Origin of the sequence: Pseudacidovorax sp., assembly GCF_017991995.1 — a bacterium.
GTDB lineage: Bacteria > Pseudomonadota > Gammaproteobacteria > Burkholderiales > Burkholderiaceae_C > Xenophilus.
The window spans coordinates 106,102-124,730 of the sequence record NZ_JAGOPN010000001.1 but is presented as its reverse complement, the minus strand read 5'-3'; the positions used below and the strand labels follow the sequence as shown (position 1 = coordinate 124,730).

Here is an 18,629-nt window from a genome sequence, read left to right as displayed (position 1 = left end):
GTTATGAATTCAAGTTAAGGAAGGCCCGAACCCTTGCGGGGCACGGCTTCCAGGCGGTTTGGCGCCGGTGATCTCCCGAGTCGCGCGCCGTCGATCTCCCGTGCCTGGCGCCCCCGATCTCCCGAGCCCGTCCCCACACCATCCACAGCTTCTTCCACGGCATCTGTGGACAACTCGTCCTCACGCCCTGGCCGGAAGGCGAGCCATTCGTGCGTCCCGCATCGCTCGACGGCCAGGCGATAGCCCGGCAGCGCCTGGCGCTGCGCGAGCGCGCGCAGGTGCAGTGCGAAATCGCGGTAGCGCTGCAGGCAGCCAGACTTGGCGTGGAGGTAGCGAAGCTCGAAGCGCCAGCCGTTGCGCTGCCGTCCGCCGTGCTTGCGCACCAGTCGGTAGAGCCAGCGCTCTATGCCGCCTGTGAGCCGGAAGTAGGTGCGGTCCAGCGTGAGCACGAGCGTGTGGTCGATCACCCCGGAATAGAACCAGTCGGGCAGGATCAGCTCGATGCCGTCGCTTCGGCCATCGGGCCGCACGTGCTCGCGCCACTCGTTGATCCAGGAGAAGCGGTGCATGCGCCGGCCGGCCTGCCGGATGGACGTCTGCACCGTGGTGGACTGAAGCCGGTCCAGCGACGCGCGCAGCGCGAGGTACTCGGTGCGACCGGTGCCACGCTGGGCGAAGCGCAGGATCTCGTAGGGGGTGGCCGCCATCAGGCGTGAGGTCGGCCGGCCCTCGTCCCGGGCCTGCACGATCTGGCTGGCGGCCCAGATCAGCACATCGGCATCCCAGATGGTCGCGATGCCATGCTCGGGCACACCTTCTACGGTCAGGGACACGTCGCCCGCCTCGAATCGGATCGGCACCACCCGGTGCGACTTGGCCAGGCTGAAGAAGGGATAGGACATGAGGTCCTGCGCATCGCGCAGGGCCATGTCGTCGACGGGCAGCGCACGGAACAGGGTGAGCTGCTCGCGTTCGCCAGACCACTTCGACATCGCCGCGACTTCCCCACGCTTCAACGCACGGAATCCCGGACCGCGTAGCCGGGATCGGAGGTCATGGCGAAGGTGTTGCGGTCGGCATAGGCGCGCAGGTCGGCCCGGGCATAGACCACCCTTGCGCCGAACTTCCGAAAGCGCGGCCCGCCGCCCAGCACCCGCTGCTTCTCGAGCGTGCGCGGCGACAGCCGAAGAAGCGCCGCGGCTTCTTCAGTGGTCAGGAACTCCGGCTCTGCCGGAGCTGCGGCGGACGCAGACTGGGGCGCAGCCCCTGCCGCGCCGTACGGAGGAATCGGATGTCCTGCTGCCATGGCGGCCTCCTTCGGGGTGAATGGGCCGTGATCCATTCACAGCCCATGGGAGGTAGTCTCCGGATACCGCGGAGACCCGCACAGGGAGAGCTTCAGGGCGAGAGGTCGCCTCCGTGGGCGCGAGCGTGGACAGGGCGCAGCCCCGCCAACCCCAGATAACCTCCACGCATGAAACCCTCGGCGCGCGCGATCAGGTGGCGAACCTGCGCACGCAACGCACCGTCCGCGTGCCAGTCCGCGCGTACGGCCCGCGAGCCGAAGAGCGCGACGGCAAGGTCCCGGTGCGAGGCACCCGCCTGCATCGCATCGAGCGCCTGCAGCGCCCTCAGGTGCAGCCGCCCGTCACGGCCCACAGAGCGTGCGTGCGCGGCTGGCAAGGTCCGGCCCTCCAACAGCCCGGCTGCGGCTTCGAACGCCGCCAATTGCCCGCGCAGGTGTGTCGTCAGGGGCACCGTGACGACAAAGGGCGCGCCGCTCGACAGCCCCGCGTCGATCAGAAAGCGTGCGTGTCGCGGACCGATGGAAACGCTCAGGACGGCGTCGGGGCCCGCCATCAACTGCTTGTCGCCGGGCACACGCCACAGGTCAAAGACGATGTGCGCTGACGCAGCGACCACCCCGCCCTCGCAGCGAGCGCGACGCACACGCAACAGCGCATCCTCCTCGCTCAGCCAGGACGGCTGCGCATCACGCGCATCCCATGCAGGATCAGCGGCGACATCGCAAGCCCCAGCGGCGCAACTCACCATCGGGCCTGCACCACCGCCCCTGTTGCCAGCCGCCTCGGTAGCCGGGGTGCCGCCGCAGGTATTCCCAGGCGAGCGCCGGCCCGTCCAGTTCCAGCAGGTACAGGTAGGCGCCTCCCGCGCACCAGGGCGCAGGAGGCGCGTCGGCAGAGGAATGAATCGTCATGGCGCGCGCTCGGTTCGTCGAAGACGACAGGCTGCCGCGGGCCCGGGGCCCGCACGTGGCTTTGCGCGCCATGGGGCTCACTCAGGCCACGATCCGACCCGCCAGCCGTGCTTCGCGCGCATAGGCCTCAACGCTCCTGTCCGGACGGAAGCCCAGGTCCCGCTCGATGGGCAGCCCCAGAGGGCCACGCACGGCTGCCAGTTCCGCCAGGCTCACCCAGCCCAGCTCTGGACACCCGTGCCCCAGATCGCAGAGCCCGAAGGCGAGATCCGGGTTCTCGGGATCGATCTCGGTCAACAACCAGGTCGCGCCGGCATCGGGCGTGAACAGCTTGACCACGGGCTGCGGGTCGGGATGGCGCGGATCGCGCGCCTGCCAACCGTTGTCCAGCAGTTGCGCACGTTGTTCGTCGGTCAGGAGCGTCGTCATGATGAGGTCCTCGAAGGTGTCCGGGCGGGATTGCCCGGTGCCGACGAGCACACGGCGCAGCGCCGCCGTCACAGGTTCCGCAGGACGGCCGCCAGGCCGCCAACGTGCAAAGCACGCGCCGACCTTGACGGCCAGAGCGCCGTGGCACGCTAGGCAACACAGCAAGCCAGCCCCCGCACTGGCTCCCAGGCGAGCGCAGCGCGCAGCGCCGCCAGGTGCGGAGGCGTCAGTGATCGACGCCAGCAGGGTCGAGACGCCCGGACACGCGTGGCCGGGTGGCTCGATGCGTCAGCACGAGTGCGCGGTGCGGCAGCGCCTCAGACGCACAAACACGCTTTGACGCAATCACGACGAACCCGAGAACTCACAGACGCGCCCTACGCCTTCAAGCCGGCGACTGGTGCCCGCCGGCTCGGAGACCATCAAGGCGATCGACTTCAGGTTGAAGCGCTGTCAAGAGCTCACATCCCTTGTGGGTGATGGCACCGTGCCGATCTCGACAATCGGGTCGGGAACCAGATCCGGCCGATGCAGTCGGTGGATCCAACGGGTTGCCCGCCAGCAGGCTGCGGGCAGGCAAACACGCTACGCATTCAAGACCCTGTCAGGCCCGTACCGTGGGGAGACATGGAAGCGGCGGCGGACAGTGGCCCCCAGAAAACCCGCTGGCAGCGGCACCAAGGCTGCAGAAGTGCTGGACGCGAGTCTCCGGCCTCTGAGTCATGAGCGAAGAACAAAGCTCCAGCCGCGTCCACCGCGCAGAGGAGCACGTCCGCTGCAGCCTGCTCCATCGTCGCTTGGCTCGCGTGGGCGCGCCAAATCGGCCACCGACACAGGAAGCGAACCGCATGGAAGCGGCGCAACCGGTGGATGGCTATCTTTCCGAGGATGGTCCCGCAGCCCACCGCGCCAGCGTCCGGCGCAGGCGCTGCTGCTCGGTGCGATCGAGTGTGCTCATGCGGGGAATGAGTGCCAGCACCTCATGAAGCGCCACGAGCCCGTGGCTGAACATGGCCATGCAGAACACGCGGTCCTTCTCCCGGCCCGCAACGGCCTTGGACAGCATCAGATCCGCAAAATCGAGGCAGTAAGCCACCTTCCCGTCAGTACCCGGTCCCTGGACCCGGTGCACCCGGCTCATCCAGTCGTCCGGGAGCACCGCCGTCTCCGGGCCCACGCCTTGTGCGTAGTAGCCGTAGGTCTCGTGAAACTGTGAACCTTCGCCAATCGCGCCATCGATGGCGTCGGAGAGATCGGGGCGCTGCAGCGGATAGATGTCGGCCTCTCGCGACGCACGGAAGACGGCTGGCGCAGCGGGTAGTGCGCCGAGGATGGACTGGCTGCCGACCACAACGAACTCGTACTGATCGGTGATGTCGGCACTGGCGCGGACAATGTGTTCCAGTTCTTCGCGCGTCATGGCTCGGACTCCGACATCGGGCACGCGCCGACCTGCACCCCACCCTTGAGCGCACGAACCTGGGCCAGGACGTCAGCCCGAACGGATGCCGGCAGGACGGCTGTGAGCGGCGACGCCTGACGCAATTCGGCGGCGCGCTGGCTGCGGCTCAGCACCTTGTGCCACGACCGGGAAGCCAAAATCGCCTCCCACTCATGCCAGAGACTGGTCGAGCGTGTCGAACCGGCCTCCATCCAACGCTGCAACGTGGCGTGCGCCTGAGCTAACAATGCCGGGTCTTCTCGCGCCATGCGAACGGCGGCCTCGTGCAACGCCAGGCTCTGAAGGTCTTGCGCCTGATGGCGGCCTTCATCGGTACTCACCGTGACCTGAACGGTGGGCCGACGGCGTCTGGACCTTGCCCCGGCGGTACCTGCGGCCGCAGCCTGCAGGCCGTCCCCAGCCAGCAAGGCCAGGTCTCCCACGATGCCCAGCACCGACATCACGCGGGCGTAGTTGCCCATCGAAGGCCCGGGATCTCCGGCCTCGATGGCGGTCAGGGTGGTGCGCGACAACTGAGCTTCTCGCGCAACATCGGCCATGGAGAGCCCCTTGCTTTTGCGCACCGCTTTCAACCGATCACCCAGCTGCAGAAGCAACTGACGCTCAAGAACAAGAGGAAGACTACTGCCCATTTGTTCATAATTTTATTCATCTGAATCAACAATGACCAGTATCCTGAACATCTAAGCAGGAACCGTGGGCTGCTCCGCCCAGGCGACCTGCTTCCTGCGCCGAAGGCCCACCGCGTCGTCTCGGCCTCGCATGCCATCGTCATTAGCGCAGGCACGGCCTCGCACGGTGCCCGCCCAATTTCACGCCAACCGCCGCCCCGCATCGGTACTCTTCCCGGGCGAGACGTCATCCAGCAATTCGGCCATGCTCACCCGCAATGCGCTGGCAATCTGCGCCAGTGCCTGAATCGATGGGGAAACCAAACCTCGCTCGACGCGAGACAGCATGGACAAGGACAGGCCGCAGACACGTGCCAGTTCAGACATGGACAGGCCAAGTCGCTCACGGTGAATGCGGACATGCGCGCCGATCTGCATGCCCATCGACCCTTCAACACCGCGCTTGGGCGTTCGCCCTGTGGCAAGCAACCGCGGTGGAATACAGATGGGTGTGGCTTGCGGCAGTGGAGAAGCACGGTGCATGGCAAAGTCCTTTCGAGGTCGCAGCGCAGGGCAATCTACGTATTTCGTAGAGAACTTTAACTCAAACACTTCGAATATCGTAGGGTGGCACATGTTGGTCAGCCCCCTTCTGCTGGAACCTTCGGGCGTCGGATGCGTGAGGCACGCATGCGCGCGAAGTTGCCGCAGGACCGCGTCGGCGTGCTCATGGGCTTGGACGAGTCCACCAGCAGCGCCAGGATCTCTCGTTACGAGACGGGCGTTCACGAACCCTCGCTATCCACGGCGCGTGCGATCGCGGCAGTTCTGAACGTACCGCTGGCTTATCTGTACTGCGAAGATGACATCGCTGCGGACATCCTGCTCGAACTGCATCTGCGCAGCGAAGATCAACGCCGGCGATTTCTTTCATGGCTGAGAGAGGCGGACTGAAGCGAGGAGCCCGAGGGGCCTGTGGCCAGGCAGCACCGCATCTCGCTGAGGGATGCATGGATCCCCATCGTTCGTAGTCGGCCGCGAGCGACTGTTCTGGGCGAGAGGGCGCCCCATTCTGTGAACTGCGTCGGAATGGCAGCAGTGTCATCACTGCGCCGGCCGTCACTGATGCGCACGGCTATCGTGGCGTGCCGCTCGTTCGCACAGTGCCCTCCCGGAGCACTCATGCTTGCAGCGCGAACTAGGCCGAAAGGTGGAAAACAGGCCGCTCGGCACTGCTTCAACGCCATCCAGCATATCGGCGACGAACAGCACGCAATCGGCAGCATTCAGATTCATGACGTGCGGCCCGCATTCAGTGCAGCCAAAAGCCCTGGACGTTCGCATGGGGCGTTGCCGTCCGGATCCAGCTGCACCCGATGGGGCTCCGCGAACATGTGCATCGGCTGCTCGTGCTCCGGTCCTGCTCGATGGGCGGCCCCAGAGGACCACGCACGGCCGCCAGTTCCGCCAGGCTCACCCAGCCCAGCGCTGGACACCCGTGTCCCAGATCGCAGAGCCCGGAGGCAAGATCCGGGTTCTCGGGATCAATCTCGGTCAGCAACCAGGTCGCGCCGGCATCGGGAGTGAACAGCTTGACCACGGGCTGCGGGTCGGGATGGCGCTGATCGCGCGCTTTCCGGCCGTTCTCCAGCAGTTGCGCACGTTGTTCGTCGGTCAGAAGTGTCGTCATGGTGAAGTCCTCGAAGGTGTCCGGGCGGGATTGCCCGGTGCCGAGGAGCGCACGGCGCAACGCCGCCGTCACAGGGTCCGCAGGACGGCCGCCAAGCCGCCAGCGTGCAAAGCACGCGCCGACCTTGACGGCCAGAGCGCCGTGGCACGATGGGCATCACAGCAAGCCAGCCCCCGCACTGGCACCCAGGCAAGCGCAGCGCGCAGCGCCGCCAGGTGCGGAGGCGTCAGCGATTGACGCCCGCAGGGTCGAGACGCCCGGACACGCGTGGCCGGATGGCTCGATGCTTCAGCACGAGAGCGCGGTGCGGCGGCGCCGCAGACGCACAACTGCCGCACAAGCGCAAACACGCTTTCACGCGAGCACGACAAGCCGATGACTCGACAAATGGCCTCTACGCTGTCAAGCCTTCACGGACTCACGCCTCCTAACGGAACCTGAAAGACGTCAGGCCACCAAAGCGTCTTCGCGCAGAACCGGACATGCGCTTGCGATGGAGATATCACCCCTTGAGCGAGCGCAACCTGGGTGCGGAAATCCAGCCGCAAGGCGCCCCGCCGAAGCGGGGCGCCCAGGACGACGATCAGTCGGCCTTGGTGCGTGTCCAGATCAGCTGGTGCGCACCTTCTTCGCCTTCGACCAGGCGGGCGTAGATGGTGGACGGGAACGATGGGTCATCGAGGGTCACCGAGAGGTAAGGCCGCTCCGCACGGCTGACCTTCTTCCAGGCCGCGCCGATCTCCAGCCCATTGCCGGCCACGATACGGAAGTCCGGCGCGTTGTCGCTGCCCTTGTCATTGGGCACGATGCGGACCTTGACGTTCAGCGTGAGTGTGCGCACGGTGCCGGTATAGCTGTTGCCCGAGGCGGTGAATTGGCCGATGGTGCTCATGGTGTTTCCTTTCGAGGTGGTGCCAGGTCCGCGCCCATCGCGGCCTTGTGCGGTGATCCGGCCGGCGCGGGTCGGGCGCGTCGCACCGGAGGCCGCAACGCAGTGGAGGACCGGCAGGCCCGGCAAATTTGCCTCGCGAGGAATGCGCACAGCGCAGGGGAAATTTGTTGGGCATGCCGGTTGCGGCGATCAAGCCCGAGGCGGGCCGAAGCGCAGCACAGCGGAGCGCAGGCCTGCCGTGCCCACGCCAGGATTCACGCTCAAAGACAAGGCCGCGGGAGCGGATCGCCCCTCGAACGGAACCAGTGGCACAGGCCCTCGCCACGCGGCTTACACGTTCGCCACGAAGCACGGATCGCACAACGCACGATGGATGCCGTGACCTGTGACACACAAGCGCGCCGAACGTCATTCGTCACCGGCAATGTCACCTGATCGAGATGGCGCAATAGGATTTCAGCAGACAACGCCCACCGGAATGGCTGGCCCTCGCCGCCCTCTGCCGCTGCGTCAGCGTGGCGCCAGCAGAAGAGCGCTGTTGCTCGCCGCAAATGCGACGCGCACGTTCCGCGCCGGGCGTGGATGGCGGGATGCCGACGACTTCAGCAGTGATCTCGGGCCACCGTTCTAGGCAGGCCGGTACTCTAGGTCCGGCCCAGGACGCCTGCTGCCATGTCAATATGCACGATGCGCCGCCCAGAACCGGCGGCGCATCATCAGCCGTGGAGGCCGATCAGCGTGGCGCAGACGCCATCGTCTCCAACTGAGCGATCACACCCGGCTCGACAAAGACACAAGCCTGCCCGTCTGCGATGGATGCATTGAACAGACGCATGAACACCTCCCTTCGGAGATGGGCGAGGCGCCCTGTGCGGTAGGCTTGCTCAGGCCTGAGCGTCCCAACGCCAGCCGACACGCCACTGCGCTCGGAATCGCACTCGACCAGCGCGACGAAGCCGTCGTCGAACAGCGCTTGATGCTCCGCGCACAGGCCCCAGCCGGTGATCGTGTGATGCGCCATGCTCGGGCGAAGGCGCTTGTCCAGCAGCAGGTTGCCGGTATCGAAAGGCGGGCCACAAACGAGGCACAGCCTCTGCTCCAGCGACACGTAAGATTTTTCGTCCATGAGGACCTCCGGTTGTTCGGGCGGGATTGCCCGGGACCGTGATCCGCACGGCGCAGCGCAGGGGGTCAGGGGCCAAAGGCGGCCGCGCGGCCGCAAGCGCCAACGGCGCGCCGCCCTTGACGACCGAGCACGCCGTGACAGGATGAACGGAACAGCAAGCCCTCCGAATCCAGCACAACATCAGTCCACGAGAGGCCTCATGCCGACGCGCCTGGCGAACCGACGCAAAGCAGAAGAAGGGGCCGAGCCCCTCCTCTCAAAGCAGCCCGCGCTCAGCGAAGGACAGCACCGTCGGCCCGGCAACGATCAAGTGATCGAGGACCCGGACATCCACCAGCGCCAACGCCTCCTTGAGATTCCGCGTCAGGACTTCGTCCGCTCGCGAGGGCTCCGCAGCGCCCGACGGATGGTTATGAACCAGCAGTAGCGCCGCAGCATTCCGCGCCAGCGCCTCCTTGACGATCTCGCGTGGGAATACCGACGTCTGGTTCACCGTGCCCCGGAACATCTCGACGTAATCCAGCACGCGGTGTTGCGCATCCAGGTGAATCACGGCGAACACCTCATGCGGCAGCACGCCCAGACGCAGCTTGAGGAACGCCCGCACGGCAGCCGGCGAGTCCATCACGTCGGTGCCCCGCACTTGTCCCGCCAGCACCTGCTGGGCCGCCAGCAGCAGCTCTTCCGCAGTCGCCGGTCGGTACTCGCCAGAGCGATCCTGGACCATCAGCGAAGCAGTGGGAACAGAACCAAGAAGATCGAGAGAAGAGAAAAGATCGTGTGCCATGACGGCCTCCAGTGACCGGGCGGAGTTGCCCGGGACCGGAACCGGCACATCGCAGCGCAGCGGTCACAGGTTCGGAGACGGCCGCGAGGCCGCAAGCGTGCGCAGCACGCGCAGACCTTGACCGCGAGAACGGTGTGCAAGGATGAAGGGAACCAGCAAGCCAGCCCCACCACCCCGTCCTCGAGGCAAGCGCAGCGCGCAGGCTGCCGCGCAGCGACAGCCGAAGGCGTGAGGGATCGAAGCCGAATGGTCAGGACGACATCGTTGGCCTGGGGCGAAGCCCGTAGAGCCCGACGGCAGGAACTGCTGGCACGCACGTCATCGGTCTTCAGCGTTCCTGAGGAGGCTCGGTCTGCAACAATTCTCCGGACAGGAAACGATTGCAAACCATGCCCCGGCACTACCTCAACGTCCCCTTCGCCCAGAAGGACGCCGCCAAGTCGCTTGGCGCGCGCTTCGACGGTGCGGTCAAGCGCTGGTACGTCGAGGACGGACGTGACCTGAAGGTTCGCCCAGTGGTTACCCGCATCGGTCAGCACGTCCACTTCTCCAGCGGAACTGGCGCTCCCGACTGCAACAGTCGCGATCGCCGTTTCCCCCGGCAAAGGCATCTCCCTCTCGCGCCTGCTCGGCGGGGTCGCCGACGCGGTCGCCCACGCCTTCGACAAGGGTGTCTGGACACTGGTCGAGGTGGTCGAGGCCCGCGTACGCGGCCATGTCTACCTTGAGCTATCCGAGCGAGACGGCAGCGGCCAGCCCATCGCCAAAGCCAGGGGCGTCATCTGGAGTTCAACCGCCTCACGCATCCTCCCAGAGTTCGAGAAGGACACCGGCGCCGTCATCGGCGCTGGCATCAAGCTGCTGGTGCGCGCCCGGCCGGTCTTCAACGCCCAGTACGGCTTCAGCCTCGACATCGATGCCATCGACCCCGACTACACGCTGGGCGACCTCGAAGCCCGCAAGAAGGAGATCCGGGACCGACTGCAAAAGGAAGGCGTCTTCAACCAGAACCGCCGGCTCGCGCCGCCCTGGGACTACCGGACCGTCGTGGTGATCGCTCCCGAAGACGGCGCGGGCCTCGGCGACTTCCGCAAAGAGGCCGAGCGGCTGGAGCGCTTCGGCATCTGCCGCTTCATCTACGCCCACAGCCGCTTCCAGGGCGAAGGGGCCGCCCGGGAGATCGTCTCGGCTCTGGCATTGGCGCTCGAACGAGTGAACAAGTCGACCCCACCCGACGCCGTCGCGCTCATCCGCGGAGGGGGCGCCGTCAACGACCTGGCCTGGCTCAACGACTACGACCTGGTCCGCTTCATCTGCGACCTGGACATCCCGGTCCTCACCGGGATCGGCCATGAACGCGACAACACGCTGCCCGACGAGGTCGCCCATATCCGCTTCGACACCCCCAGCAAGGTGATCGCCGGCATCGAGCAGCACATCCTGCGAAGGGTGCGCGAGGCCAGCCGCGCTGCTCAGGACATCTTCGCCGCGGCTTCCCGCATCGCCCAAAGTGCGAAGAGCAAGACGGAGCGCTACGACGCGCAAGTCCGGGCGGATGCCAGGACCCATCTGAGCCGTGCCCGACAGTTCAGTGCCGAAACCCTGCACCAATTGCAGGCCGCCGCGCTGCACCAGATCCATGACGCCAGGGTGAGCAGCACGGCCCTCCTCCACCAGACCAACACCGAAGCAGCACTGCATGTGTCCTCGGCGCGGCAGCAGGTGCCCGCGCTCATGAACGACATCCGCGTCCACTCCCAGGACCAGGTCGGCGCTGTACGCAGCAGGACAGATCTGAACTTCCAGGCAATCACGGCCGAAGGCGGAGCGACGGTACGAACCACGCGACAGTCGGTGAATGACCAAATGCTGCGCCTGGCAGAGCGCGCCCAGGGTTCGATTCAACAGGCACGGGCCGGTGCCGAAGCCCTCATGCGCGAAGTGACGGGCCAGGGCCCGGAGAAGACGCTCGGCCGCGGTTTCGCCATCGTCCGCGCGCCTGACGGCCAACCCGTCACCGACACCGTGCAGGCCCAGGCACTCACCACCATCGACATCCAGTTCAGAGACGGCCGGATCAACGCGAGGCCGGCCGGCAAGACACGAAAGACAAGCCCATGACGACGAGCTTTAGAGAAGCGTACGGCATGCTGCAACGCCATGCCGAGACCCTGCGCACGCAGGACGAACCCAACATTGACGACCTGCTGACCATCGTCACCGAATCGGTGAGTGCCTACAAGGTCTGCAAGCAGCGCATCGATGCCGTGGAGGAGGCCTTGAAGGCCGCCTTGGATGGTGCCGGCGTCGAGGTCCCGCCCTCGCCTGCCGCGCCCGCGCCCGCGCCCGCGCCCCAGACCACAACGCCCGCCCCTGCGAGAGCGCGCGGCCGCGCCAGCCAGACAGCCGCTCCCGCGGCTTCGTTCGACGACATGGATGACGACATCCCGTTCTAGCGGCTCATCGGCAAGGGCCATGAAGAGACATCCATCTCCCGCTCTCGGCCAAGCATCCTGAAGCTAATTGACTGCCGGAATGCCCATGGCGTTGAGCGTAGGCGTCGTCATCGTGCCGGTCTTCTGCAAGCCCTTGAGGTCCTGGAAATAGCGCAGCGCCCGTCGCGTGTCTTCGTTCATCGTCCCGTCCACTGGTCCGTCATAGAGCCCCAGCCCCCTGAGCTTGATCTGCACTCGCATGATCTGGAGCCGTAGCTTTTCCGGATGAGTCAGTTCCTCCCGCGCTGCCGCGGAGTTGCCGGGGACGGTCTGCCCAGGTCGAGCGCTGGCACCGGGCGCTGCGAATCGATTAGTCGCATTCCCGGGAACTGCTTCATACAGCGAGGAAGCCCGCGAAGGCGTGGGTGCCGGCGCTGGTGCAGGCTGCACATAAGAAGGAGCGGGAGCTGGACTCGGCGCCACATAGGCAGGTGCACGATAGCTCGAACTGCCGCCGCCGGAACCCGAATAGTGCGAGCTGTGACTTGAATGGGACCGATGACTGGAATGGGAGCGATGACCCGCAAACAGGTTGTCGGCTTCCAGGTTCAATGGCCGCAGCGGAACTGGCCCTGTCGCGTCCAGCGGATCAATCTCCGCTTTGGGGCCGGGAACCGCTGAGAGACTCTTTGTTGTCATCAAAGGAAGACTGGCAACGAACAGCGACAGATTGCGGATGAACGTGCTCATGCGATGACTTCCCCTGCCTCGATGGTTTTCAGCGGCGCGGGCTTCCAGCCTTTCTCGTGCCACGCAAACAGCCCCGCGCATCCGGCCTTCACAGTACAGCGATCGCACTCGCTGGCGTAGACGTTCTTCCAATCGGAGATGCTCCGACTGGCAACGGGCCACAGCGTCCGAGGTAGCGCGCAGAGCGGCGCATTCATGAACAAATGAGGAACGGCGTGACGCCGGAGCACTCGCGCCGCCTGCTCCAGCGTATCGCCCCACGCGCTCAGATCCACCTCGCACAACGCGCGGTTGGCCAGCGCGAATCCGGTCGGCTCACACCCCATCAAGGCCACTTCGCGAACAAAAGGCAAGTTACGGCCAATGAATCCTGCCAGTTCCGGCAGGACCTGCAACACAGGCTCGATCAACACGATGCGAAGCTGAATGGCCTGCCGATGCGCCTGAAGCGCCAGCAGTCCAGCCAGCGTCTCGTCATAGGCGCCATGCGCCTGGACCACAAAGTCATGCACGAAGTCGGCATGGCCATAGAGCGGAACCAGCCATCGCACCGGTACCGACAGCCCGTCAAGAATCGTCGATGCCACCTGCGGATGAGCAAACAGCCGCCCGTTGGTCAAAACCTCCATCCGGGTCTGCGGATGGTATTGAGCGACGGCATCAATCACTCGCCGCAGTTCTGCCCCCAACAGCAGGGGCTCGCCACCCGTCAGCCCGAGCAGCTTCGGCGAAAAGCGCATGTGGCGAATGGCATCGATGGCCTCCGCCACCAGCCAACTGTCTTCTCCCGGCGTGGGCGGCTGCGAACACATCAGGCAATAGCTGTTGCACCGGTTGGTCATGAACAACGCGTGGTGCGTGTCCGATTCCCGCATCAGCACGACGGCCTCGTCCCTATCGGGATGCGGCACAACGACGTCACCGTCCTGAAGCGCCGCACTTTGAACCCAGGCGACGTTCGCAAGCCCCGCGTCTTTTAGCGCTTCGACGCCAGCCCTCTCCTCCATGGACTCGGCCTTCACCAGAAAGCGAAGGTGAGGCGTCCATTCGGCGGCGACCTCGGCGTAGCCGACGACCCGATGCACGAGCGCTTCGCATGCCGGCTGGAATGTGGCCGTGAGCTTGCGCATCAGACCTGCGCCTCCGCTGTCGGGCGCGCCCACGCGTGAAAGAGGTCCAGCAAGGTCTCATCCGCCGTACGCACCGCCATGAACATGGCATCGAACATGCCCAGGTGACGTTGGCAATGCTCGGTGTCATGTGCGGGGACAAAGGGCGTGCCGAACTGCGCCTGCGCATCCACGGGATTCGGGGCACAGAAGAGGCTGTAGGGGCAAGCCTGGCACCCAGCCATGTCGTCCACCTGGCTGGCCTTCACGAGCTCGGCCCGTACCGGCGAAGCCAGGAGCGCCTCGAGCGGCGTTCCGATACGCCCCATGCGCAGCGAGGTGTCGCCAGTCTCGGCCATCATGCGCGCCTCGTCACTGGGATAGACGTAGCCGTCATAGTTGTAGACCAGCACGCTGGCGCCAGCGCCGGTCGGGCTCTGCAGATCCACATAGCCGGCGTCGAAGGTGGACAGCATCTTGTTGAGCAGGATCGACGCATAGACCTCGCGGATCGCCACGCCTTGCCGATTCCAATGCAGCACGCGCCGCAGACCTCGCAGGTAGAAGCGGAAAAAGTCCTGCACTGAGTAGCCCAGCAGAGCCTGGTTGCGTTTGGCGAAACCATAGCTGCTCAGCGGCCGCAGGAAGATCTCACCGAATCCCAACCGAACGTACTCGTCGACGATGGCTTCCGGCTGATCGAGTGACGCCTTGGTCGTCGTCATCAACGCTGCCACCGCGTCCACCCCGGTGTGCTTTCGCGCCAGATCGACACCGGTCAAAGTCCGCTCGTATGCATCGCGCCCGGGAACCGGCCGGTTGCAGTTGTGCAGATCACGCGGGCCGTCGATGCTGGTCGACAGGTAGACCCCATGGGTCTTGAAGAAATCGCACATCTCGGCATCGAGCTGGTGCAGCGTCGAGGCGACGACAAAGCGGATGCGGCGTCCCTCGGACGCGTTTCGAGTCTGGATGCGCAGGACGGCGCGCTTAATCAGGTCGAAGCGCAGTAGTGGATCGCCCCCCTGGAACTCCGCGGTCAACGTGGGCGACGCGCTCTCGAAGATCGTGTCGCAAGCGGCATCGAGGTCAGCCGTAGAGATGGTATGGCCCTCGTCATGCAGCGAACGACTGACCTGGCAATAGCGGCAGGAGTGGGCACATTGCAAGGTCGGTACGATGATGTGCAACGCAGGCCCCGCGGAGACCGTCTCTCGCTTCGCAGCGACCCGCGAGTTGATCAACCGGCGCATGCCCGCCGACGGCGCACTGTCACCAAGCAGGAACCGCGCACGCAGTTCGGCCTGCCGTCGCAACGGCAAGCTCGCCGGAGACTGCTGGAACTGATCGAACTCCTTAGCGGAGAAGAATGCGTGGTCACCACTGCGCGCTGTGGCCACGACAAAGCCATCCGGCAGCACACGACTGCGAAAGGGCTGTACCTGGGTCACGTACGCCACGGCCTATGCCCTCGCAGCACCCTGCGAAAAACAGGCTGCCCGCAGCCGCCCCATATCGACCGCGTGCCTTTGCAGCCAGGATAGCCAGAGCATCCCCAGAACGCATCCCCGGCCGACGCTCCGCGCTTCGCGACACGGCGAAGCATTGCTTTCGAACAGACCGGACACGAGGGCAACCCACCGCGAGCGGATGAAGCAGCGACAGCCTCACCATGTGCAGGCTCGGACACAGCCGGCGAAACGGACCGCCCTCCGCGAATCAAGTGAAGCAACCCGGGGCCGTCGATCAGGCGGATGTTGCGACCACTGGCAAAAGCCTTGGCCTCCTCGGTAAACCGCCCAGACGTCACGACGAAACCACCTGCCGCGCCGCGCGCCGCCATGACACCATAGAGCTCGCGAACCACGGTCACGCCGACCTTGAACGCTTTCCATTGCTTGCACTGGACCAGAAACTTCTCGCTGGCCTTGATAAGGACGAGGTCGATTCCGCCGTCAGGCCCGCCGCCACCAACTTCCGAAACCGCGTAGCCTTGCTGCCGGAAACCCTCACCCACGAGCAGTTCGAACTCCCTCCAACTCATCCCATCCAGCGCGTCTGCAGCGTCACTACGAGCCACAGAACCGATTAGCTTCCGGCGTTCACGGCGGCGAATCGCCGAGGCGAGTGCCCCCATGACGCAAATGAAGGGAAGGATGTATTGGCCTGCGTAGGCCAAGCCGCGCCAGATGCCGCTGGTGGCAAGCTGGCCGATATCCTGGGGCGTGTTGGCGAGGGGCAGCGGCGCGCTCGCCAAAGCATGCAGCCAGAAATAGCTCAGCACGGCCAGCCCGATCCCGGCTAACCAGGGCAGCATCGCGACCAAGTCCATCAGGTATTCAGCCGTGCTCGCTCTTCCTCGTCTCCGCATCGTGGCGCCCTCCTCAGGAGGCAAGCTACCTCAATCGGAAACATTTCGCAATGATTCAGAGCGGGCACTTTCCCGAGCCTTAGGAATGACGGCTGCGCAGCGGGAGCGGCCGTTGATTTGCGACTGGCCTACTCACGCTGTCCGGCATCAAGCGGTCATTGCGCTTGCCGATGTGCGCCGGTCAGGCCGCACGCGGGACTGGTCGCACATCGCGGCCGTCACGCTCAACCCAGAACGCGACTCTGTCGTCGCTGCGACCCGGCGCAGCAAGGATAGTCAGCCATTGGCTGCATAACCGAGGCGACAACTACCTTGATGCGCGCCGTACGGTGGAGGGTGCAACTTCAGGCCGCCCTCGGAGCGATGGGGCTCGACGCACTGTGCGGCACAGTCACCGTTTTTTGGGGGGCTCAATCGCTGGCATAGTTTCAGCAGACGCTGGAGATGAGGCATGGAGTGAAGTCGCCGACATCGATGCGCTGCTTCGCGCTTTGGCGCTGCAATATGAGTCACTCCCGATGGACTATGCACAACTTCGCACGCTGCTGGAACCGTTCATCGCGGGATTGAAAGACACCGGCACCCATACGATGTTGCCGACGCTTTGCGAAGAGTTGGGGCTGCCTGCGCCTGCCGCCGACGGCTCAAAGCGCGAGCGCATGACCTCCAGCTTCGACGCAGCGGCAGACACCGATCTGCCTGCGGTTGCGCGCAAGCTTCTGATACGTCATCCGCCCAATGCCACCACCCGTAACCAGATTCAGGACATTCTCTGGAGCGACAGCGCGTGCCCGCCAATCCCGAAGCGATATCGGCGCGAGGTCGCGCGGCGGCTCAATAGCGAAGAACTGTATGGGGATGCTCGTAAGTTCGACGCCCTGCTGGAGCGCTTGTGGATCTTGGACGCAAATGAATGGATGCACCTGTTGAGCGGAAGGCCCGCAGGATTGCGCGCGGAAATTCAGCAGCACGTCCATCGCAATCCGGAGGATTGGCCGGCTGAAACACTGTTCGACCAGTTGGGCGCCTATGACGCCTCCGACCGACGCTTTGCGTTGTTTCTGGAGGGACTGGCTTCGGCCGACGTGCGTCCCGACGAGGCAGCGCAACGCCACTTCGTTGCTTGCGTCAACGAGTCGCTGCACGGTTGCGGCGTCGAACTGCGTGAGACTGATTCGGAGGGCGGCTACCCGGTCTTCTCACTGGTGTCGTTGTATGCAAAGGACAAAGGCCGGCCGAAGAATCTTATCTTCGCCTCACCCAACAAGCCCGACCTGCGTTTCCGAGACGCGTTGGACAACGACGTGGAGATCGTTACCAACGCGGATAAGGTGCTTGTCTATGACCGCCCCATCGGCAACGAAGGACTGCGCTGGAACGACCTGCAGCAGTGGTGGAGCGATACCGAGCAGATCACCGATGCTACGCAGGCCAAACGATCGCTGTACACGCGTCTCAAAGCCAGCTTGCCCGGCAACTCTCCGCCGCAGTCCTTGCTGTTCGATGCATTCTTCGAGGGATTCCGCAGTGCCGTACCGAACCTACCAGCGCTGCTACCGGAAGTATGGCTGCACTGGGACCCACGCACGGTCAAGGAGCGAGGGCCGGATGCACTTTTGCGCTTTCGCATGGACTTCCTGCTCCTGCTGCCGCAGGGCGTGCGAGTCGTCATCGAGGTCGACGGCAAACACCACTACGCGGATACGGCAGGTGTCGCCAACGTGCAGCGCTACGCGCAGATGGTCAGGGCCGACCGAGAACTCAAGCTGGCAGGTTATGAAGTCTATCGCTTCGGGGCGGCGGAACTGCTGGCGCCTACAGCCAAAGCGGATGTGAAGGCCTTCTTCGAGGCTGTATTCAAACGCTACGGCGTTCCGACGAACTGACAAGCCAGCCGCACGCCGGCCACCACCAAATTCCCGAGGAGGCATTGTGGAGAACGACCAAGACGATAAGGCAGCGGAGTTGGATCCGCTCGCCAGAGTGAGGTCGCCCTCTGACTTCGCCGGGCAACTGCTCTTTATCCAGGGCGAAGACTGGCACAACAACGCGATGCTGGGTTGGACCCACTTCCCTTGGGATATCTACGCTGCGGGCTACAAGGATGCTGCCGACGCCCTTGTCTGGGCGTTAGCCGATCGGAAGGCATCCCTCGACAGCGCTGTTTACCCGCTGGTGTTCTTGTATCGCCAAGGACTGGAACTCCAACTGAAACTGATCCTACCGCTGGCACGCCGCCTAGTTGGCAAGGAGGCTGTCGCCGATCACAAACACGGTCTGATGCCACTGTGGGACGAACTGCGCCGGCACGTCGAACAACTCGATCCCCGTAAGGACGACCAAGAGTTGACGGCCATTGAGGATTTCATCTGCCAGCTCGATAGCGTCGATCCTGGTTCTTTCGCCTTCCGATACCCGACGACGAAGAAGGGCGAGGTGTCGCTTCCCGAGCTTCGGCACGTCAACGTAAGGCACCTCTCCGAAGTCATGGACAGCGTGTTCATGCTGCTGGGCGGTATCTACTCCTGGCTTGGGGAAATGGAAAAGAACGATAGCTACTACTGAGCGTGTTGGAAGCCGTTCGGTTCGCTGGGCCGATATTGGTGACGCCACAGTGGGCACGCTTCTTCAAGCCCCACATCCGCGGAGATCCGCATCGACTTATCGGGGATCACGCCGCGGCCACGATAGGGTTGGTGAGCGAGCCACACCCCGCCTCGTCGACACCCGCAACGTGTTTGTCGGGCTC

General features: G+C 64.8%; 22 protein-coding genes. 6 read left to right on the top strand and 16 right to left on the bottom strand.

The features are described from left to right. Positions 1 to 14: 14 nt before the first annotated feature. The 8 genes from KBC94_RS00605 to KBC94_RS00570 form a co-directional block, all read right to left on the bottom strand. Positions 15 to 992 carry a replication initiator protein A gene (locus KBC94_RS00605; protein WP_294365179.1) on the bottom strand — a complete coding sequence of 326 codons (978 nt, stop codon included), beginning with the start codon at positions 990 to 992 and terminating at the stop codon, positions 15 to 17. Between the two features lie 20 nt (positions 993 to 1,012). After that, positions 1,013 to 1,306: a helix-turn-helix domain-containing protein gene (locus KBC94_RS00600; protein ID WP_294365939.1), complete on the bottom strand. Its 294-nt coding sequence runs from the start codon at positions 1,304 to 1,306 to the stop codon at positions 1,013 to 1,015. Between the two features lie 92 nt (positions 1,307 to 1,398). After that, entirely contained in the window at positions 1,399 to 1,950 is a 552-nt protein-coding gene (locus tag KBC94_RS00595; RefSeq protein ID WP_294365937.1) for a DUF2285 domain-containing protein, read from the bottom strand. 64 nt (positions 1,951 to 2,014) lie between these two features. Continuing rightward, positions 2,015 to 2,218 carry a DUF6499 domain-containing protein gene (locus KBC94_RS00590; RefSeq protein ID WP_294365176.1) on the bottom strand — a complete coding sequence of 68 codons (204 nt, stop codon included), beginning with the start codon at positions 2,216 to 2,218 and terminating at the stop codon, positions 2,015 to 2,017. 81 nt (positions 2,219 to 2,299) lie between these two features. Next, positions 2,300 to 2,650, bottom strand: coding sequence for a DUF2958 domain-containing protein (locus KBC94_RS00585; protein WP_294365935.1), 351 nt, complete (start codon positions 2,648 to 2,650; stop codon positions 2,300 to 2,302). 871 nt (positions 2,651 to 3,521) lie between these two features. Further along, positions 3,522 to 4,067, bottom strand: coding sequence for a DUF6036 family nucleotidyltransferase (locus KBC94_RS00580; RefSeq protein WP_294365173.1), 546 nt, complete (start codon positions 4,065 to 4,067; stop codon positions 3,522 to 3,524). Beyond that, entirely contained in the window at positions 4,064 to 4,741 is a 678-nt protein-coding gene (locus tag KBC94_RS00575) for a helix-turn-helix transcriptional regulator (RefSeq protein WP_294365168.1), read from the bottom strand. The genes KBC94_RS00580 and KBC94_RS00575 overlap by 4 nt, the downstream gene beginning before the upstream one ends. 180 nt (positions 4,742 to 4,921) lie before the next feature. Then, complete coding sequence (locus tag KBC94_RS00570) at positions 4,922 to 5,164, bottom strand: helix-turn-helix transcriptional regulator (protein ID WP_294365164.1); 243 nt, start codon at positions 5,162 to 5,164, stop codon at positions 4,922 to 4,924. Positions 5,165 to 5,395: 231 nt separating this feature from the next. Here KBC94_RS00570 and KBC94_RS00565 point away from each other — a divergent pair, with 231 nt between their 5' ends. Beyond that, entirely contained in the window at positions 5,396 to 5,674 is a 279-nt protein-coding gene (locus KBC94_RS00565) for a helix-turn-helix transcriptional regulator (protein WP_294365161.1), read from the top strand. 358 nt (positions 5,675 to 6,032) lie between these two features. Here the strand turns inward: KBC94_RS00565 and KBC94_RS00560 are convergent, their stop codons facing one another. From KBC94_RS00560 to radC, 4 genes are all read right to left on the bottom strand, one after another. Then, entirely contained in the window at positions 6,033 to 6,410 is a 378-nt protein-coding gene (locus tag KBC94_RS00560) for a DUF2958 domain-containing protein (protein ID WP_294365155.1), read from the bottom strand. A 583-nt stretch (positions 6,411 to 6,993) separates the two neighbouring features. Then, positions 6,994 to 7,302 carry a DUF736 domain-containing protein gene (locus tag KBC94_RS00555; protein ID WP_076511102.1) on the bottom strand — a complete coding sequence of 103 codons (309 nt, stop codon included), beginning with the start codon at positions 7,300 to 7,302 and terminating at the stop codon, positions 6,994 to 6,996. Between the two features lie 733 nt (positions 7,303 to 8,035). Beyond that, the gene (locus tag KBC94_RS00550; protein WP_294365144.1) at positions 8,036 to 8,428 is read right to left on the bottom strand and encodes an ATPase; all 393 of its coding nucleotides are present in this window, start codon (positions 8,426 to 8,428) and stop codon (positions 8,036 to 8,038) included. 256 nt (positions 8,429 to 8,684) lie between these two features. Further along, a complete protein-coding gene (gene radC / locus KBC94_RS00545) occupies positions 8,685 to 9,215 on the bottom strand; it encodes a DNA repair protein RadC (RefSeq protein ID WP_294365141.1) in 531 nt (176 codons plus the stop codon). 389 nt (positions 9,216 to 9,604) lie between these two features. Here radC and KBC94_RS00540 point away from each other — a divergent pair, with 389 nt between their 5' ends. The 3 genes from KBC94_RS00540 to xseB are packed head-to-tail and all read left to right on the top strand — an operon-like array spanning position 9,605 to position 11,671. Beyond that, the gene (locus KBC94_RS00540) at positions 9,605 to 9,943 is read left to right on the top strand and encodes a DUF5710 domain-containing protein (RefSeq protein ID WP_294365139.1); all 339 of its coding nucleotides are present in this window, start codon (positions 9,605 to 9,607) and stop codon (positions 9,941 to 9,943) included. Beyond that, entirely contained in the window at positions 9,825 to 11,336 is a 1,512-nt protein-coding gene (gene xseA / locus KBC94_RS00535; RefSeq protein ID WP_366934628.1) for an exodeoxyribonuclease VII large subunit, read from the top strand. The genes KBC94_RS00540 and xseA overlap by 119 nt, the downstream gene beginning before the upstream one ends. Continuing rightward, entirely contained in the window at positions 11,333 to 11,671 is a 339-nt protein-coding gene (xseB, locus tag KBC94_RS00530) for an exodeoxyribonuclease VII small subunit (protein WP_294365135.1), read from the top strand. Before xseA ends, xseB begins: the two co-directional genes overlap by 4 nt. Positions 11,672 to 11,734: 63 nt before the next feature. Here the strand turns inward: xseB and hxsA are convergent, their stop codons facing one another. The 4 genes from hxsA to KBC94_RS00510 are packed head-to-tail and all read right to left on the bottom strand — an operon-like array spanning position 11,735 to position 15,880. Then, positions 11,735 to 12,400 (bottom strand): His-Xaa-Ser repeat protein HxsA, encoded by a 666-nt coding sequence (gene hxsA / locus KBC94_RS00525; protein WP_294365133.1) that lies wholly within the window; start codon positions 12,398 to 12,400, stop codon positions 11,735 to 11,737. Continuing rightward, positions 12,397 to 13,530: a His-Xaa-Ser system radical SAM maturase HxsC gene (gene hxsC, locus KBC94_RS00520; protein WP_294365129.1), complete on the bottom strand. Its 1,134-nt coding sequence runs from the start codon at positions 13,528 to 13,530 to the stop codon at positions 12,397 to 12,399. Before hxsC ends, hxsA begins: the two co-directional genes overlap by 4 nt. Next, on the bottom strand, positions 13,530 to 14,969 hold the full coding sequence (hxsB, locus tag KBC94_RS00515; RefSeq protein WP_294365126.1) for a His-Xaa-Ser system radical SAM maturase HxsB: 1,440 nt from the start codon (positions 14,967 to 14,969) through the stop codon (positions 13,530 to 13,532). The genes hxsC and hxsB overlap by 1 nt, the downstream gene beginning before the upstream one ends. Beyond that, positions 14,957 to 15,880: a restriction endonuclease gene (locus tag KBC94_RS00510; RefSeq protein ID WP_294365122.1), complete on the bottom strand. Its 924-nt coding sequence runs from the start codon at positions 15,878 to 15,880 to the stop codon at positions 14,957 to 14,959. Before KBC94_RS00510 ends, hxsB begins: the two co-directional genes overlap by 13 nt. A gap of 518 nt (positions 15,881 to 16,398) precedes the next feature. Here KBC94_RS00510 and KBC94_RS00505 point away from each other — a divergent pair. Both KBC94_RS00505 and KBC94_RS00500 read left to right on the top strand, forming a co-directional pair. Further along, complete coding sequence (locus KBC94_RS00505) at positions 16,399 to 17,766, top strand: hypothetical protein (RefSeq protein ID WP_294365119.1); 1,368 nt, start codon at positions 16,399 to 16,401, stop codon at positions 17,764 to 17,766. Positions 17,767 to 17,812: 46 nt separating this feature from the next. Continuing rightward, the gene (locus tag KBC94_RS00500) at positions 17,813 to 18,445 is read left to right on the top strand and encodes a hypothetical protein (RefSeq protein ID WP_294365116.1); all 633 of its coding nucleotides are present in this window, start codon (positions 17,813 to 17,815) and stop codon (positions 18,443 to 18,445) included. Positions 18,446 to 18,629: the final 184 nt, after the last annotated feature.